This window comes from Planktothricoides raciborskii GIHE-MW2 (assembly GCF_040564635.1).
GTDB lineage: Bacteria > Cyanobacteriota > Cyanobacteriia > Cyanobacteriales > Laspinemataceae > Planktothricoides > Planktothricoides raciborskii.
In genome coordinates, this window is the sequence record NZ_CP159837.1 from 5,094,001 (window position 1) to 5,112,383 (window position 18,383).

Consider the following 18,383-nt stretch of genomic DNA (forward strand, 5'->3'; position numbering starts at 1 on the left):
TGAGTATTAGTGAAGCCAGCAATAAACCAGCAATAAAAACTATTGTCATCCTACTATAACTGCGAAAATCTGCGATCGCACAGAAACCGGGTTTCTCTCCTAAATCTTTGCAGTGGAGGCAAAAATTATCGCCGAAACCCGGTTTCTTGAGTCAATTTAAACAAATGCCCATAAGTATGAAGGGGAATTAATTGATAATTGGGATTTTGGTCTAAGACTTGATAAAGTTCGGCGGAAGGGCGAAAAACAAATAAATTCTGGGAATTAATCTCTTCGGTGAAAGAAGGTGAATCAAGCAGGGAAATATCTTGGTTTTGGATTAACAGAATTTTGGCCTCTGGTTTGAGTTTATAACTCAGAGAAGTTATGCGGCTGACTCGTTCTTGGGGACTTATGACTAATGGGTTTTCAATTTGATTAATAATTTGAGCCACTTCTGGGTTATAATAGCTACTATATTTATGCCACCATGTTTCCGCTTCAGCGCTAATGGTTGCGGAAATAATGCCTAACGTTATTAATGCGATAAAAATGCCTTGCCAGAGTTTTTGTTTTATATGACTAATAGAGATAAGCGGGTTATTTTTTTCCAGATTCAGGTGATAAGCTATGGCATAAGCAACGGCTAACTCAATGCCCACATAAGAGGGAATTAAATAACGGGCAATTCCCGATCGCTGTCCTCCAGAAATAATATCTGGCAACATCAATGGTAAAGCGGTGGAACCAATCAAGGTTAAAATAAATAACCAAACGGGTTTATCCGTATATCTAAAAACAAAATAAAGGGCATATCCCACTAAGATTAAAATCAGCGGCATTACATAAACCCAGGGTTTGTCAAAACTCAACACCCAATCTTGTCCCGCTTCTACGTCAAAAAGTCGCTGTTTGACGCTAATTTGTACATCAAAAAATACGGCGTTCAGGTTAATTAACCAGCGTTGCAGTAAAGTGGGCAGAGAAATATCTCGACCGACCCAGCCGCCAATTTTATTAGAATTTAAAAGATAAATTACTATCCAAGGAATCAGGGTGAGTATTCCTGCTATTAAGGCCAACAAATAGTGAATCGATTGAAAAAAATCTCGTCTGCGGTGGCAGAAAAACACATAGATGCCATGTCCGATTAAAACTAAAATTGAAATTAAATGCGAATAGAGATTTAGCGAGACTGTAACGGCATAAATTGCCCAATAAAAACCGGGTTTTTGCGATAAAAAAAAACCAGGTTTCTGCGGAAAATTATGATGAAATGCAGATATTTTGGTAAGAAACCCGGTTTCTGATATTTTGGCAAGAAACCCGGTTTCTGATACTTTTTTATTCTTCCCTGTTCCCTGTTCCCTGTTGCCTGTTGCCTGTTCCCTCTTTTCTCTTTCCTCTTTCCTCTCTCCTCTTCCCTGTTCCCTGGATATTGCTTTCAGCAAAGCAATACTAGAAAGTAAAATAGTCACGGTAAATAAACTATATTGTCTGGCTTCTTGGGCATAAATAATATGTAGGGGAGAAACGGCAACTAAACAAAGGGCGATCGCGCCTACTATTCTGGATTGAAATAACTCTAAACAAAGCCAGTACATACTAGGAAATACCAGTAAACTAATCGCAGCGGCTACCCCTCTGGTGACAGCCACAGAACTGCCAAACCACTGCATCGCTAATCGGGTAATTAAATAATAAATTGGTGTATGTTCCGCATTATGGGCTAAAGCATTAATAGTATCGCCCCAACCTCTTTCGGGATTCAGTCTTTGAAATTTATGTAATTCGTCAATGGTGATAATTTTTCCCGCTGGGGCAGTTTCGGCAAATTCTACTTTTTCATAGCCTGCCACTCTTAAGCTGGTGTGAACTTCATCAATCCAGTAAATTTTTTTGTCTATATTATAGAAGCGAAAAAATATCGCGATCGCCAAGATAACCGCCACTAAGAAATAGAACCATCTATAATAAGGATGACGTTGATTAATCACCGGAAACTCCTGATATAGTTTTCAGTAATTATACCATTAACCTTCTACTCCTCGTAGGGTGGGCAAGATTTGCCCACCCTACCTGGTGATATTACTTATCTAGGATATTAGGGGTTGTAGGGGCGAAGCATTCATGGCAGTTAATTCTCCGTTTTGACAGTTAACTTTTTACCATGAATGCTTCGCCCTTATACCTAAAAGGGCAAAGCATTCGCGCCTTTATATTAGGGTTCAAGCATCAAGATATCTGCGCGAATGCTTCGCCCCTACACCTACATGGGAATATTCTTCAAACATTCTCCACTGAGAACAACTAAACCATTAGCCTCAAAGACAGAACAACGGTCTAAATATTGCTCGATCGCCGGGTAAATTCCGGCAGATAATTGCGCGATCGCCTTTGTAGTTTCTTCATATTGATTCAGCCAAGAATTTGGGGCAAGATAACCGGGAGTAAAAGCACCCCGTTCTACTAACCAAAAATCAATATTATATTTTTCAATTAACCCTTGAACATCCGCTAAATTAGAACTATACTGAGATTGAATTAAATCTAACGTCCGTTGGCGAAATTGCTGATAATAGCCCCAATGATAGGGGACGGCATATTCTCGTCCGGTTAAAATAGACCGTTGGGCAAAAGAGGGCAAATTATTCGCTTCTTCGGATAAGGAAGCAATTAGACTATCTTTCGGTTGTTGTTGGAAAAACTGATAAATTTCCGGGTTTTCTCCCACCTGATAATAAGTCCAGGGGAAATTACTCATGGTTAACTGGGGATAAAAAATTAACCCAGTAAATAAAATCATCATTACTGGTAATAAAAATAGTCTTTTCCCGGGTTGGCTAATTGCCCAAGACCATAAGCTATCGAGAATTAAGGTGAGGGCGATCGCGGCTGATATTGCCAGAACTATTCTGAGGGTATGTTGGGTATAACGGCTGGGTAAATGTAACTTAAATAATAACAGATGCGCCGCAAAAAATAAAGTAAATGAGGCTAAAATTAATTGAGGCAATATTATTACCTTATGTTTAATTTTTTGACTCAAGGGAAAGTAGGCGTAAAATCGGATTAAGACGGGCAAAAGAAAACCAAATGCCATAAAAACTGGAGTCAAAATAGTGGCTAGTCCCATGCCACTCCGTCCATGAAACCAAAAATTCCAACTATCCTCAATAAAAAATTGACTTCTGCCTTTAAGCAAGAACTCTGGTAATATTTGCGCTTGAGAACGGGCAATGGTAGGGCCAAAATCAGAAGCAGATAGGCTATAATAAAGTAAGATAAAAAATGCTAACCCTAAGCAGATAACATGAAAGCGATCGACAAGAAACCGGGTTTCTTTTATGCTTTTAACAAATAACTCCTGATATCCACGAAAAAAACCCGGTTTCTGAGGATTTCCGAATTCGCGATCAGCAGAAAACTTAAGAAACCGGGTTTCTTTTATGCCTTTCACAAATAACTGCTGATACCCACGAAAGAAACCCGGTTTCTGGGTTGGTTTCTGAATTTGCCCGCACCTGAAAATAAAAATCACCGCCGCAATTAATACCCCTTGGGGATAAAACAAACCCAATAATAACAGCGAGATACCAGTTCCCAGTAAATGGTGACGAACCAAATAATATAACAGCGGTAAAAACAAGGGATAAATAAAAGCTTTAGGAGTGGCAGAAATCAACCCATCTTGCATCCATAAACTTTGGTTGAGTAATAAAGTAGAAAAAAAACCAGCCAAGGGAACTGGGAAAATTTCTAAACAAAGACAAAACCCATAAGCTGTGGAGATAAAACCCAAAAACATGGGCAATATTTTATGTAAAAATATCGGATAAATGCCCACCATTGCCATCAGTTGATAAAGAAAGGTGTAGCCTGCGGGGGCAACAGATTGGAAATAATCGGCAATCAAATCATGGGGGAATAATTCTGGATCCAAAAATCGTTGCATCCAAAATATATGCTGTCGGGCATCATCTTGGATAACATACTCGGAACTAAACGCTTGTTTCCAGGCTAAAAACCCATAAACTGCCGAAATCGTTAGACTCAGAGTAAACCAAAAAATTAGCGGTGATTTTGAGGTTTGACTAATCGGGGCAGTGAAAAACTTTTTATTTTTGCTAGTTAATGTCATAAATGTTTTAATAAGACCTATGCAACTATAACGGTTAACGGCTGACTGTCAACGGTCATTGATAAAACAACCAAGATAAAACAACCAACAACCAACCAACAGGGAACAGGGAACAGGCAACAGAGGAGCTTCAGGAGCTTCAGGAGCTTCAGGAGAGAGTGAATAGTGAATAGTGAATAGTGAATAGTGAATAGTGATATTTAGTTTCACTTTTCACTTTTCACTTTTCACTTTTCACTTTCCCCGTTCCACGCCACTTGCTAGACTTGGGGAGACCCCAAGATCGCAGTGGCTCCTGATAACTGTTCCCCTTTCCCCAACCAACAAAGAATCCCTACCCAACAACCAACTAACAACAAATAACTATGACCAACTCAATTCACCAAGAACCAGCCCTTCAACCATTAGATCGGTACAATCAAGCCCTGATGTCCCAAGTCCATCCTGCTGATTGGGTTAACCCCCAACCTGCTAACTGTTACGATTTAGTCGTGATTGGGGCGGGGACTGCCGGACTGGTGGTAGCTGCGGGGGCTGCGGGGTTGGGATTGGGCTTAAAAGTTGCCCTGATTGAAAAAAGCCTCATGGGGGGAGATTGCCTGAATGTGGGCTGTGTTCCTTCTAAATCTGTGATTCGGTCGGCGCGAGTGGCGGCGGATATGCGAGATACCGCCGCTTTTGGCATTCAACCCCCCGATTCAATTAACATCGATTTTGCAGTGGTGATGCAGCGGATGCGGGAAATTCGCGCCGGAATTAGCCATCACGATTCAGCGGAACGGTTTAAAAATTTGGGGGTTGATGTATTTTTGGGCAATGCCGCGTTTGTGAATAAAGAGGCGATCGCTGTCTCAAAAACTATCTCAGACTTATCGCCACAACCGGATTCTTTTCTCCGCTTTAAAAAAGCCGTCATTGCCACAGGTGCCAGGGCCTCTCGTCCTCAAATTCCAGGATTAGCAGAAGCGGGATATTTAACCAATGAAACTGTCTTTTCCCTGACAGAATGCCCCAAACGTTTAGCCGTGATTGGGGGAGGGCCGATTGGTTGCGAATTAGCCCAAGCATTTCATCGCCTTGGTAGCCAAGTTATTTTATTTCATAAACATGGACATTTGCTCGATCGCGAAGATGAGGATGCAGCGGAAATCATCCAACAACAATTATTCCGAGAAAATCTAAATTTAATCTTAAATTGCAACTTGGAAAAAGTGGAACTCAGCGATACTGGTAAAGTGATTTATTACCGACAAAATTCTCAGGAAAATAGGGATATAATTCAAACTGTAATTGTGGATGAAATTTTAGTGGGGGCAGGAAGAACTCCGAATATTGATGGCTTAAATTTAGACGCGGTTGGGGTAGAATACGATAACCATCGCGGTGTAGTAGTCAATGACTATTTACAAACCACTAATCCTCGGATTTATGCCGCTGGAGATATTTGTATGAACTGGAAATTTACTCATGCGGCAGATGCGGCAGCGCGAATCGTAATTAAAAATACTTTATTTTCTCCTTTTGGTCTGGGACAGAGTAAACTGAGTAATCTGGTCATGCCTTGGGTGACATATACCGACCCAGAAATTGCCCATGCGGGACTTTATGAACGAGAAGCCCAAGCCAAAGGATTAGAAACAAATACCATTAAAATTCCTTTTTCAACGGTTGATCGCGCCTTAACGGACGGTGAAACTGAAGGTTTTGTTAAAATTCTCCAGAAAAAAGGTTCTGACCAGATTTTAGGTGCTACAATTGTCGCTCGTCATGCTGGAGAAATGATTAGTGAAATTACCCTCGCGATCACCACCAAACAGGGATTAAATGCTCTTTCTGGAGTGATTCATCCCTATCCCACCCAAGCAGACGCGATTAAAAAAGCCGCTGATGCTTATCGCCGAACCTTACTCACTCCCCGGACAAAATCCTTGCTTAAACTATTAAGTAAGTTTAGTTAGAAGTTTAGTTATAATTTTAGCTAGAAAATAACAACAAGTCACCAACTATGTCCTATTTAGAAACCACTGCCCAATTCTACGCCGAAGCTGCGGAAACCCCTCAAGTTGGACTCTGCTGTGTCAGCACTCCCCCCCTGCAATTACCCGGATTAAACATCCCGGAAATCATGCAACAGATGAACTATGGCTGTGGGTCAACAGTGCATCCCACCGAATTATTTGGTCAGCCAACAGTTCTTTATATCGGCGTTGGTGGGGGGATCGAAGCCCTTCAGTTTGCTTATTTTTGTCGTCAACCGGGCAGCGTCATTGCCGTAGACCCGGTGGCAGAAATGCGCCAAGCAGCCAGCCGAAATTTACAGCTTGCTGCCCAGAAAAATGATTGGTTTAATCCCGATTTTGTGAATATTCTGGCTGGAGATGCATTTGCCCTCCCTGTACCGGATGCTTCTGTGGATATAGTCGCCCAAAATTGTCTATTTAATATCTTTGAAGCCGCCGATTTACAACAAGCTTTATCGGAGGCTTACCGCGTATTAAAGCCCGGTGGAAAATTGATTATGAGTGACCCGATCGCCTCCCGCCCCATTCCCGTACATCTACAAAAAGATGAACGATTAAGAGCACTTTGTCTATCCGGAGCACTAACTTATAAAGAATATATTCAGCACTTAATCGACGTAGGTTTTGGTCAGATTGAAATTCGCGCCCGTCGTCCTTATCGGCTGCTAGATACTCACAATTACGAACTCGATAAACCGTTATTATTAGAAAGTCTTGATTCCGTCTCTTTCAAAGTACCCATTCCCGAAGATGGGGCTTGTGTATTTACGGGCAAAACTGCCATTTATGCCGGCAGTGAATCACTTTTAGATGATCGCGCCGGACATTTGTTGCAGCGAGGAATTCCCTTGGCGGTATGTGATAAAACAGCGGCAAAATTTTCCCTGCAATTTCCTCAAGATGTGATGATTACCGACTCAACCTGGCATTATCAGGGCGGTGGATGCTGTTAAAAAAACCGAGGGTAAATCCACAAATATTCCACAAAGATAATGTTAAAAAATCTAAGTTTCCAGGGTATCTCCCCAACCTCCCTTAAAAAGGGGGGCTTGCCCTCGGTTGGAGGAATATCTTTACTGATATTCCTAACCATCAGTGCGATCGCCTGGTTTTTATTCACCTCTGCGGCATTGGCTGAAAATGCGGAAAATGCTAAAAATGCAGTTATTTTATCAGAATTTAACCCCAAACAATGGCTGCTGAATGCCTTACAATGGGTGGAAAGTTTAGGACTCGTTGGCGGTCTGGCTTTTATGGCTATTTATATAATAGCGACAGTGGCATTTTTGCCCGGTTCAATCCTCACTTTAGGGGCGGGAGTAGTCTTTGGCATTCTGTTGGGTTCTGTTTATGTATTTATTGGGGCAAACCTAGGGGCGATCGCGGCTTTTCTGGTTGGCCGATATTTGGCTAGAAATTGGGTTAGTCAAAAAATTGCCGGAAATGAAAAATTTGCCGCGATCGACCAAGCGATAGCCCAAGAAGGGTTTAAAATTGTTTTGTTAACCCGTCTTTCCCCAGTTTTTCCCTTTAATTTACTCAACTATGCCTTTGGGATTACAGGCGTTTCTTTGCCAGACTACATACTTGGTTCTATTGGCATGATTCCGGGGACAATTATGTATGTGTATCTTGGTGAAATAGCCGGGGATATTGCCAAAATTGGCAGCGAAAATCAGCCCACCAATAGCACAATTCAATGGGCGATTAGAATCATTGGTTTAATCGCCACTGTTGCCGTCACCGTTTACATTACTCGCATGGCCCGTCAAGCACTAGCAGAAAAAGTCAGCCAGTAAAAATAGCCAGTAAAAATTAGGGGCGATTCGCCCCTAAACAATTGTCTCTTACAGCAATTTTCTCCGCGAGTAAACCAGAAATATCTGTAGGGGCGAAACATTCCGGCAGACAAATTATTGCGGAAAATATTGCAACGGCGAAGCATTCCGGCAGATAAATTATTGCTTAGAATATTAAATGGACTGCCGGAATGCGCGGGCTACTAAGGAATGCGAAAGCCCCTACCGGAATGCGAAAGCCCCTACCGGAATGCGAAAGCCCTACCGTGGTTCAGTAGGGGCGAAACCGTTGTAAGATTTGGGAAATTGATATCTTTAACGAGACGGAATCATGGGTTCTTGGGCAATTTTTTCTAAGCCAATATTTTCTAACAATTGATTCCATTGGTTTTCCAAGTTCCGATCATTAGGATTATTTTGCCGCAAATCCGCCAAAGTGGTTAAAGCGTCTTGCCAAATTCCCGCTGCGGCATAGATATCAACTTTTTCACTGTCTGAAGCCGTGGCTAAATTATTTGAGATATCTTCAGTTAAAGAAACTCGTTGCACCCAGCCATCGACAAAAGGATCTAGAGAAGGATTTTTCGGATCGCAGAACAAAGAAAATTGCCAGTAGTAATTTTTCCCCGGTTCTAATTTTGGTGAAGTAACTTTATCAGGAATACTCAGTTCCAGTAACCCGGACATTTCCTTAATGCTAAAGATACTTTTGTAAATCTCTCTTTCATTTTCATCATATAAAACAAAGAGAGCTTCCTGAGCTTTGGTCGCTGGCAAATAGAAAAAGAAGGTGGGATACAACGAAGTAGTTAATGTCACTTGATTTTCGGGAACCAATACCGTCAGGGATTGATTCGGCGGTAAACAAGCGCCGCGAACTCCCGCAGATTCTCGGCGACCTGGATTTTCTCCTACAGGTGGAATCACCGCTTGAAGTTCTCGACCCGAAGTCATTTCTTGGGCTTGGACTAAGGGCAAAGACAAGGCAGGATGCAAGCACAGCAAGGAGAGGAAAAAAGTTTTCAGCAAAGTGGTTTTATTCAGTTTCCAGTTCATAGTAAATCAGTAAAAAGTTTGTGAAGGTTTGTGAAGGTTTGTGAAAGTTTGTAAAAGTTTAACGAGAATTGCTCCCCGGTATAAGCGATGCGGAAATTTCAAGGAATTTAAAGGGTAATTTATAACCAGGGAGTCGGTATTACTCAGGGTAGTTTTTTAATGGGACGAGAGTCTGGGTGTAACCACCTCAAGCATCTCGTCAAATTCAGGGCGATCGAGGGAAGAGCAGATTTTATACAAAAATATATAAAAAATATAAAAAATATAAAAACTGTTTTGGCCATCTCCCCTATTTAGATTGTAACAAATTGCAATCAGATTGAGGATTTTCGGCCAATAACTTTATAAACATCAACGGTCTTGGTCTTGCCTTTGAGGGCAATTAGCCCCCAGGACTCAACTTCAAACTCTCCATAGATATAGGAGAGGGTTTGACGGGCAATCATAACCCGGCAAGGAGTGTGAGGATCTTGACGATGTTTTTCGCAGCTTTCTAAGCGAGAAGCAATGTTAACCGTATCCCCAATAATGGCATATTCTAAGCGTTCTTTGCCTCCTAAACTGCCGACGGTGACAGGACCTGTAAAAATACCGGCACGAATTTGAATTTGCGGTAAACCCCGATCGCGCCAACTTTGATTAAGTTCTTTTAAACGATCGCCCATTGCCAAGGCACAATTGACGGCATTGCGGGCATCGGCGGCAATTTCCTCTTGGGTGTTACGGGGAATGGGGACACCAAAAACCGCCATAATAGCATCGCCAATAAACTTATTAATAATGCCATGATGATTAATCACCTCCTGAGTCATCGCACTCATATACTCATTCAGCCAACTCATTAGCAATTCCGAAGAATTTTGCTCAGAAATTGTGGTGAAATCTCTAATATCCGTAAATAACACTGTCACCGTTAGGGTTTGTCCCGGTAAAAAACCGGATTGCAGTAGGCGATCGCGGGAATTCCAAAGTTCTTGAGCAATTTCTGGGGAAGTTTGCTGACCGAGAAGTTTCATCACCATATTTTGTTGCTGGCGAACATATTGGAAGCGATAAGTAATCGTGGAACCGATCGCGAGAAAAAATCCCAAAGCTGGGGCAATGAATGGTGTCCATCCGCCAATCAAAAATAGGCCAAAGCTACTACTACATAAAATGGCAAAAGCTCCCCCTAATCTTAAGGCTAAAATTAATGGCTGATTCGTCATCCCAGCGATCGCGCCACCGATAAAAATCCAAACCACCAGCCAGAAAATTTCCGCCCATTCTGGCCAATACCAAAAGGTCGAGCGATCGTCCAAAGCTGCCCCTAAAAATTGACTAATCATTTGGGCATGGAGCATCACCCCAAACATTTTGGCTTTTTCCACTTCCCCGGCACTATAGGGAGTAAAAAAGTTATCTTTGAGACTTTCAGCCGTAGGCCCAATTAACACAATTTTATTTTTGACCAAATTGGGATCAATTTGTCCCTCAACCAGTTGCTGCAAAGTCACCGTTTCTGCTATTTTGCGATCGCGATAATTGAGTAAAATTTGATAACCTCCGGCATCGAGATTTTGATATCCCCCAGAGTCGCTCTTTAATTGTTTAAGTATTTTCTGGTTTAACTGATAATCATTGGCATCAGTTAATTCGGGAAAAATCTGTTTTTGTTCTGCTAAATATTTCAGGGCGAGTTGTAAAGAAAATGAAGGTAAAATTGTCTCCCCTTGACGGGCAAACATCAAATTTCGCCGCACAGTGCCATCAGGGTCTATTAGTACATCACTAAAACCCACCTGTTCTGGGGGCAAACTCGGTGGAGGGGGGATAGTGTCATCTTCGGTACTGCCAATAAAAGTAATGCCGATTAAGTTGGGTTGTTGCAACTGTTCGGCTAATTGCTCATAATCAGCCTTTTGTTTTTCTGGGCGATCGGCAACGGGAATATCCCGAACTATATCTAAACCGATCGCCGCTGGTTCAAATGTTTGTAATTTGGCTAAAACTTCCGCCAAGATGCGATCGCTTAGAGGCCAGGAAAACTGACGAATATCTGCCTCGGTAATTCCCACAATTAATAATCGTGGGTCTGGGTCATAATTTGGACGCCAACGCACCATATGGTCGTAAACCACCAGTTCTAAGGGTTGCAATGCCCCCAATCCTCGCACCCAGAGTAACAAACCGGCCAGAATCATTCCGGCGATCACGTATCCTCCGGCGAGAGTCCCCCCGATCAAAGTGAGTTGAGAGAAAAATTTAACATTCAAAGGGAAAATCTTCATTAGGAAATGAATTGTTTTCAGAATATCTCTGAATTTAGGGAAAAACCGGGACAGGAAGCTTTAACCCCAGGGCTGGGTTTTAGGATGCAATAAAATTATCAGGTCAAACTATTCACCGCGCAGGACTCCAATTGTTTGAGGAATGGTTCTGGGAGAACTAATATAACTGGTATTATTACAAATCAGTTGAGTCGATCCGCCCCCATCGAGCATAATCACCTCACTAGCGCCAAAATATCGCAGCACTTCTGCTGCCCGATATTGTGTCGCCGTTGGAGAAGTAAAAATTAGCAAAGTTTCCGATAATCCATCATTATTATTGTCTTTAACCCCGACAAAAGTTCGACCAGTTTCGGTATTCACTCCTTTATCCGCATCCGGCTTTAAACCCCCAATAATATTTGCCGCATCGGATGAATACAATTCTCTAATATCTAAAGCGGTAATCGAGGCGCGATCGCCATAGATTAACAACATCAATTGTTCATCAGGATATTCACTTTCTCCGGCATATCCTTCCGTTAAAATAGCTCCATTCGCTTTGACGGGAAAAGCTAAACCCGTGGAAGCTTGGTCATCATTTCTAAAAAACTGACCATTCGTAATACAGATAGCGTTTTGATTCGTGCTATAAAAAGCATCCCAAGCTTGTTGCAGGGTTTCCCGTGCTAACAGGGGTTCGTTCCCACCATAAGCTCCTTTTCCCATCCCCGCATCTGTAATATATCCATAAAGCAGTTGTACCGCAGCCCCTTGACTCAGGTCAATTTCTTGGACATAATCTTTTTCATACTGATGAAGTTTGATCCCAGGCTCAGAAAATACTACGGTAAAATCATTACTGGTATCTAGGGCTTCGGTTAACTTAGCCACTTCTGCTTCATTGGTTTGGGTGGAAGCAGAGAGCATATTTTCAGATTTTCCCCAGCATCCCGGTAGCATCACTAACAGGAAGAAAAGTAAAAAAATCTGTCGTTTTTTCATGGCTGATTATCCTTGTTGAATGTTTGGGTGAATCATAAGCATATAGGTTGGTTTCAGTCACGCTGAGGTTCCTGATTGATTCAGCCACCTTTCCTTAGAAAATTTGGATCAAATCAATTTTCTATTCTATCAAAGATCGGGCGATCGCTAACGAGGGTTTTTTCATCATCGCGTCAGGGTTAAGCACTGAACCATCAAGCATCAACATTTTAATAATATTTTAGTCACCAATATTTTAGTCACCCTGGGGGGTGATTGATGTCAATATTAAAGATTCCGCAGATATTCTATGATTAATAAACGCAGATAGTTCAGTCTTTCTACATAACGTTTAATTTCGGGATAATCCGACGGACTTAAAAAATACCAATCAAAAAAATAGGGAATATCAAAAATATTTAACTTTTCTAATTGAGCGACTATTTCTGGCGGATTGGATAAGCGATCGCAGACAATCACTTGAGCGGCATATCCTTGAATATCCGTAGTAAACACCTCTATCACCCCCAATATCGTAAACTCTTGGGACTCTTCCCATAAAGCTAGTTGATGCCTTTCTGCTTGAGTTTTTGGATAATCCAAAATTATTTTTTTTTGATGTTTATGAGATATTTTTTTATTTTATTTTCAATGTTTTTTGGATTAGTTTTAGTTAAATTGTGCCTAGGATGCATGGTAATTATTAGTTCTCTCCGTAACTGACAATTTTGCCATTTCTTTCTATAATAAACTCAATCCCCTTATGCCATCTACAGGATCCATCAGGCAGAACTTTCTTGGTTGCCCCTTTTTCCTAAATTGACTGGCTTTTCTCAAATATCTCAAATAATCACCTGTAAACCCATGTCTATCGGCATGATCCACAATGCTATTGGCTAAAGTGGGATAGGTTGCTTTATCCCATTGTTACATGAGATTTTTGATTTCAGCTATCTCGATATCTGTGTATCCTTGAAACAATATTTGTTCATAAGGATCTGTTGTTTGACCTTGGTTGATATCCTACTCCTTTGCTTCATTATCGGCGGATATTTGCATACTATTATAGAACAGCCAGGGGCTTAAACTCGTGGCTAAAAAAATCAATTCCCCAAAGGGACTACTCAATTAAGGTTCAACTCACTATCCTATCCGCTATTTTTACCGCTATTTTTACCGCTATTTTTACCGCTATTTTTACCGCTATTTCATCCTTTGCCAATCCGTTGGTGGTGCGTTACGTTCCACTTCGTTCCACTAACGCACCCTACCATTCTGCTAATCCGCTATTTTTACCGCTATTTTTACCGCTATTTTTACCGCTATTTCATCCTTTGCCAATCCGTTGGTGGTGCGTTACGTTCCACTTCGTTCCACTAACGCACCCTACCATTCTGCCAATCCGCTATTTTTACCGCTATTTTTACCGCTATTTTTACCGCTATTTTTACCGCTATTTTTACCGCTGGTGGTGCGTTACGTTCCACTTCGTTCCACTAACGCACCCTACCATTCTGCCAATCCGCTATTTTTACCGCTATTTTTACCACTGCCAATATAAGGGCGAAGCATTCGCGGATAAATATTGACTATTCAGCCACAAATGAGCGCAGCAAATGCTTATAAACTACAATTGATAGCCGTCTTTATCTAAACTTAATTCAGCTAAATTACGCCTTTTTTTCCTCCTCTAAAGGCAAAAAGAATATCGTAATCATCCCCGGAATCGTCAGCAAACACACAATCACAAAAAACATGGGATAACTCACCAAAGATTGAAGCTTACCGCTGACCATTCCCGGCACCATCATGCCTAATGCCATAATTCCCGTAGAAATCGCATAATGGGAAGTTTTATATTCTCCTTTCGAGACATACATTAAATAAATCATAAAGGAAGTAAAGCCTAAACCATAGCCGAATTGTTCCAAAGATACCAGAGGATAAACAAACTGAATCGGCGGCTGATAATAAGCCATATACACATAAAATAAATCGGGTAAATTCAAGGCTAATGCCAACGGAAAAATAGTCTTTTTTAAGCCATATTTAGCTACAATTGCTCCGCCAACAATTCCGCCAATAATTAACGAAATTGTCCCTACGGTGCCATAAACCAAGCCCACGTCAGCGGTACTGAGTCCTAATCCTCCTTCGGTTGTGGTATCTAATAAAAATGGACTGGCCAACTTCAACAGCATGGCTTCGCCAAAGCGATAGAATAAGATAAACGCGACAATGACTAAAATTTTCGGTTGTTGAAAGTATGAATTAATAATATCCACAAAAGGAATTTGCTCGGTTTTTTCTAGTTTTCTGTCTTGGCTATCACTATCTGGAAAGGGTAAAATGAAGCGATGGTAAACAAACAAAAGGGCAAAAATTACCGCACTAATGGCTAGAGCGAACGACCAACTTAAGGGAATATTGCCGATATTTTCTTCCATCAATCCGGCAAATACTACCAGCACTCCGGTGCCAAAAATAACCGCCATGCGATAAAAAACTGAACGAATTCCCGCATATAGGGCTTGTTGTTCTGGACTTAATGCCAGCATATAAAATCCATCGGTGGCAATATCATGGGTGGCGGAGATAAATGCCCCAATGGTAAAGATGCCTAAAGAAATGAAAAAGAAATTAGAAAGTTGTAGGGAAAAAGCGGCGCTTCCCAAACAAACCATCATGGCAACTTGAGTGTAAATCACCCAATTTCTTTTGGTTGAGTAGATATCCACAAAAGGCCCCCAGAGCATTTTGATCACCCAAGGGAGATATAGTAAACTCGTCCAAAGGGCGATTTGAGTATTGTCAATCCCCATTTTTTTATACATAATTACCGAAACACTATTAATGATGACATAAGGTAGTCCTTCGGCAAAGTAGAGGGTGGGGATATACCACCAAGGATTGTTAGATGGTATTTTTTCTGAGGTTATGTTGTCTGAGTTCATGTGATTTGTTTGAGGTTGATTAACAGTGATAAATTACGGCTTGAAAAAAAAGACGACATCATGGCTAGATGTGGTAAATTTAGCCGAATTTTCACATGATATCCTAAGTCTAGGCTATCTTGGCAAAGATTCCGCAAAATTGCCAGTAGTCAGGCCATTAGCGGTCAGCCATCAGCGATCGCCCCTGAACCCTGACTTTTGATCGGCGATCCTACTCATAAAGATCCATTGGTCTATAATTAAGCTTTTTGAATCAATGGGCAATTGAAAAAACGACCCTCAGACCTGTAAAATTAACTACTTAGTTTATTTTTGAGTAAAACCGTGAATCAAGCATTGAATAAATCACCAAAAATTATGGTTTTTTGTGATTTTGATGGCACCATCACCGAAGAAGAAACCGCTGTGGCCATGATGACTCAATTTGCCCCAGAAATCTCCGCCAAAATTTTGCCCAAAATTTTTGATCGCACCTTGCCCCTGAAAGTAGGAATTCCCCAAGTCTGGGAATCGATTCCAGCCTCCTGCTATCCAGAAATGTTAGAAGTTTCTCGGAGTAAAAAAATTCGCTCAGGCTTCGTGGAATTATTAGATCTTTTGGCCAATCTGAATATTCCCCTGGTGGTGGTTTCTGGGGGTCTCCGTTTTATGGTAGAAACTGTGTTAGGTGATTTAGTCGATCGCGTTGAGGCGATTTATGCTTTAGACGTTGACCCCAGTGGGGAATATTTACACCTAAGTTCTGGCTTTATCGGTGAAATTGAATTACTGGATAAAGTCAAAGTAATTGCCCAATATCATCCTGACATAGCGATCGCGATCGGCGATTCGGTCACGGATTTAAACATGGCCATGCAAGCGGATTTAGTCTTTGCCCAAAGTCGTCTAATTCAGTATTTAGAAGACCAGCAAAAGTCTTACATTCCCTGGGAGAATTTTTTTGATGTCCGGGATTATTTAGCCAATTATTTACCGACCGCAATTTCATCCGGTCATGCTTCTCCCCTTCGCCCTGCTGTAAAATAATCCTATTCAGGATTATCATTATCATATTATCACCAAATATACAGAGGAATAACCATGAAAAGTTTGTGGAACGATCTAGAAGCGGCTGAATATCAAGGAGACTTAGCCCAACGGGTTTATACGTCCCGTTTATTAGGGCGCGATCGCACCTTAGTATTGCATGGTGGAGGCAACACCTCAGTCAAAATTCGGGAAAAAAATATCCTCGGAGAAGAGGAAGATATCCTCTATGTCAAAGGCAGTGGCTGGGATTTAGCCACCATTGAAGCAGCGGGTTTTTCCCCAGTAAAAATGCGGCATTTATTAGCACTGGCAAAACTAGAATATTTGTCAGATCCGCAAATGGTCAACGAACTAAAAACTCAGATGACTCGCGCTTCTGCCCCATCCCCCTCTGTAGAAACTATTCTCCATGCTATTCTGCCTTATAAATATGTAGATCATACCCATGCAGACGCGGTAATTGCTGTCACCAACACACCCAACGGATTAGATCGAGTGCAAGAAATTTATGGGGATAAAATAGTCATCATTCCTTACGTGATGCCCGGATTTGATTTAGCCCGGTTTTGCGCCGAAAACTTTCCTGCTGAAGCCGGAAAAAATACCATCGGAATGCTATTAATGAATCATGGAATGTTTTCCTTTGGGGAAACCGCCCAAGAATCCTACGAACGGATGATTCAATTAGTCTCAATGGCGGAAGATTATTTAAAAGCTTATAGCGCTTGGGAAAATCCTTTGCCCCCAGTGGTCAAAAGCGATCTACCTGTCAGCAAAACTTTAGCCAAATTGCGCCGTGAAGTCTCAGAAGTGGCCGGATTTCCCATGATTATCACCCAAGATCGAAGCGATCGCGCCTTGGCTTTTGTGCAGCGAAAAGACTTAGGGCAAATTTCCCAACAAGGCCCAGCAACTCCCGATCATGTAATTAGAACAAAACAGTTGCCAATGGTTGGGACTGATATCAACGCCTATGTAGCCGCATACAAAACTTATTTTGCCCAATATAGCGCCACCGCCAAACAACCCAAAACCATGCTTGACCCCGCCCCTCGCGTCATTCTTGACCCAGAATTAGGAATGCTCACCTTGGGCAAAACCGCCAAAGATGCCGCGATCGCCGCCGACATTTACCATCACACAATGGATGTTATCGCCGCAGCCACCAAACTCGGCGGCTACCAAGCCCTCCCCAGCCAAGATATTTTTGATGTGGAATATTGGGATTTAGAACAAGCCAAACTCCGCAGCGGCGGCAAAGCGCCCATGTTTACCGGAGAAATTGCCCTGGTTACAGGCGCCGCGTCGGGAATTGGTAAAGCTTGTGTCGCCTCTTTACTGCAACGGGGGGCAGCGGTAGTTGGCTTAGATATTAACCCAGCAATTCAAGAACTTCATAAACGCCCGGACTTTTGCGGCATTCCCTGTGATGTCACCGACGAAAAAGCGATTACCGAGGCGATCGAAAAAGCAGTTCGGGCATTTGGCGGCATCGATATTTTAATCCTCAATGCGGGAATTTTTCCTGGGGGTTGCCGGATTGACTCCCTGGCAACGGAACAGTGGCGAAAAGTAATGACCATCAACCTCGATGCCAACCTGACCTTAATGCGCGAATGCCACCCATTTCTAAAATTAGCACCCAACGGCGGGCGAGTCGTGGTGATTGGTTCTAAAAATGTCAGTGCTCCTGGGCCGGGGGCGGCGGCTTATTCTGCATCTAAAGCCGCCTTAAACCAATTAGCGCGAGTGGCGGCCTTAGAATGGGGTGCGGATAATATTCGGATTAATTCCATTCACCCCAATGCCGTATTTGATACCGGACTTTGGACGGAAGAGGTGTTAAAATCTCGTGCTGAATATTATGGTTTAACGGTACAAGAATATAAGACTAATAATGTCTTAAAAGTAGAAGTAACCAGCCATGATGTTGCCGAATTAGCGGCTGAAATGTGTGGGTCATTGTTTGCCAAAACTACAGCGGCTCATATCCCGGTTGATGGGGGCAATGAGCGGGTGATTTAGGCGCAAGAAACCAAAAAAAACCAGTTTCTGGCAAGGCGATCGCCCCCAAAACCTCACCAACAAGAAATCGGGTTTCTGGGATAAAAAGAAACCCGGTTTCTGGCTTCTCACCTGTTTCATATCATGTCCGCATAATCACTTAAAAT

13 protein-coding genes are annotated in these 18,383 nt (G+C 42.0%); 6 read left to right on the forward strand and 7 right to left on the reverse strand.

Annotated elements, in window-relative coordinates:
- Positions 1–125: 125 nt before the first annotated feature.
- Positions 126–1,976: a glycosyltransferase family 39 protein gene (locus ABWT76_RS21825; RefSeq protein WP_190877352.1), complete on the reverse strand. Its 1,851-nt coding sequence runs from the start codon at positions 1,974–1,976 to the stop codon at positions 126–128.
- Positions 1,977–2,248: 272 nt separating this feature from the next.
- The gene (locus tag ABWT76_RS21830; protein ID WP_354634950.1) at positions 2,249–4,120 is read right to left on the reverse strand and encodes a hypothetical protein; all 1,872 of its coding nucleotides are present in this window, start codon (positions 4,118–4,120) and stop codon (positions 2,249–2,251) included.
- A 365-nt stretch (positions 4,121–4,485) separates the two neighbouring features.
- Here ABWT76_RS21830 and ABWT76_RS21835 point away from each other — a divergent pair, with 365 nt between their 5' ends.
- The 3 genes from ABWT76_RS21835 (at position 4,486) to ABWT76_RS21845 (ending at position 7,940) form a co-directional block, all read left to right on the forward strand.
- Positions 4,486–6,078, forward strand: coding sequence for a mercuric reductase (locus tag ABWT76_RS21835; protein WP_054465409.1), 1,593 nt, complete (start codon positions 4,486–4,488; stop codon positions 6,076–6,078).
- A 47-nt stretch (positions 6,079–6,125) separates the two neighbouring features.
- Positions 6,126–7,094 (forward strand): arsenosugar biosynthesis arsenite methyltransferase ArsM, encoded by a 969-nt coding sequence (gene arsM, locus ABWT76_RS21840; protein WP_054465408.1) that lies wholly within the window; start codon positions 6,126–6,128, stop codon positions 7,092–7,094.
- A 213-nt stretch (positions 7,095–7,307) separates the two neighbouring features.
- A complete protein-coding gene (locus tag ABWT76_RS21845) occupies positions 7,308–7,940 on the forward strand; it encodes a TVP38/TMEM64 family protein (protein ID WP_369817687.1) in 633 nt (210 codons plus the stop codon).
- 315 nt (positions 7,941–8,255) lie between these two features.
- On the opposite strand, the gene ABWT76_RS21850 is transcribed toward ABWT76_RS21845, so the two are convergent.
- The 5 genes from ABWT76_RS21850 to ABWT76_RS21870 all read right to left on the reverse strand — a co-directional run bounded on the left by ABWT76_RS21850 (position 8,256) and on the right by ABWT76_RS21870 (position 15,183).
- The gene (locus ABWT76_RS21850; protein WP_054465406.1) at positions 8,256–8,996 is read right to left on the reverse strand and encodes a DUF928 domain-containing protein; all 741 of its coding nucleotides are present in this window, start codon (positions 8,994–8,996) and stop codon (positions 8,256–8,258) included.
- 314 nt (positions 8,997–9,310) lie between these two features.
- Complete coding sequence (locus ABWT76_RS21855) at positions 9,311–11,251, reverse strand: CHASE2 domain-containing protein (protein WP_242053122.1); 1,941 nt, start codon at positions 11,249–11,251, stop codon at positions 9,311–9,313.
- A gap of 123 nt (positions 11,252–11,374) precedes the next feature.
- Positions 11,375–12,250 carry a phosphodiester glycosidase family protein gene (locus tag ABWT76_RS21860; RefSeq protein WP_054465404.1) on the reverse strand — a complete coding sequence of 292 codons (876 nt, stop codon included), beginning with the start codon at positions 12,248–12,250 and terminating at the stop codon, positions 11,375–11,377.
- Between the two features lie 267 nt (positions 12,251–12,517).
- Positions 12,518–12,832: a hypothetical protein gene (locus ABWT76_RS21865; protein WP_199317258.1), complete on the reverse strand. Its 315-nt coding sequence runs from the start codon at positions 12,830–12,832 to the stop codon at positions 12,518–12,520.
- 1,067 nt (positions 12,833–13,899) lie between these two features.
- On the reverse strand, positions 13,900–15,183 hold the full coding sequence (locus tag ABWT76_RS21870; protein WP_354634951.1) for an MFS transporter: 1,284 nt from the start codon (positions 15,181–15,183) through the stop codon (positions 13,900–13,902).
- A 40-nt stretch (positions 15,184–15,223) separates the two neighbouring features.
- Here ABWT76_RS21870 and ABWT76_RS21875 point away from each other — a divergent pair, with 40 nt between their 5' ends.
- The 3 genes from ABWT76_RS21875 (at position 15,224) to ABWT76_RS21885 (ending at position 18,237) form a co-directional block, all read left to right on the forward strand.
- Positions 15,224–15,385 carry a hypothetical protein gene (locus ABWT76_RS21875; RefSeq protein WP_190883110.1) on the forward strand — a complete coding sequence of 54 codons (162 nt, stop codon included), beginning with the start codon at positions 15,224–15,226 and terminating at the stop codon, positions 15,383–15,385.
- Between the two features lie 122 nt (positions 15,386–15,507).
- Positions 15,508–16,209, forward strand: a complete 702-nt coding sequence (locus tag ABWT76_RS21880; RefSeq protein ID WP_354634952.1) for an HAD-IB family phosphatase — start codon at positions 15,508–15,510, stop codon at positions 16,207–16,209.
- A 54-nt stretch (positions 16,210–16,263) separates the two neighbouring features.
- A complete protein-coding gene (locus ABWT76_RS21885; protein ID WP_354634953.1) occupies positions 16,264–18,237 on the forward strand; it encodes a bifunctional aldolase/short-chain dehydrogenase in 1,974 nt (657 codons plus the stop codon).
- The last annotated feature ends 146 nt before the right edge of the window (positions 18,238–18,383 follow it).

Excerpts from the sequence above, each read along its gene's own strand:
- ABWT76_RS21830 (WP_354634950.1), bottom strand. The coding sequence starts at position 4,120 with ATGACATTAACTAGCAAAAATAAAAAGTTTTTCACTGCCCCGATTAGT.
- ABWT76_RS21835 (WP_054465409.1), top strand. The coding sequence starts at position 4,486 with ATGACCAACTCAATTCACCAAGAACCAGCCCTTCAACCATTAGATCGG.
- arsM (WP_054465408.1), top strand. The coding sequence starts at position 6,126 with ATGTCCTATTTAGAAACCACTGCCCAATTCTACGCCGAAGCTGCGGAA.
- ABWT76_RS21850 (WP_054465406.1), bottom strand. The coding sequence starts at position 8,996 with ATGAACTGGAAACTGAATAAAACCACTTTGCTGAAAACTTTTTTCCTC.
- ABWT76_RS21860 (WP_054465404.1), bottom strand. The coding sequence starts at position 12,250 with ATGAAAAAACGACAGATTTTTTTACTTTTCTTCCTGTTAGTGATGCTA.
- ABWT76_RS21870 (WP_354634951.1), bottom strand. The coding sequence starts at position 15,183 with ATGAACTCAGACAACATAACCTCAGAAAAAATACCATCTAACAATCCT.
- ABWT76_RS21885 (WP_354634953.1), top strand. The coding sequence starts at position 16,264 with ATGAAAAGTTTGTGGAACGATCTAGAAGCGGCTGAATATCAAGGAGAC.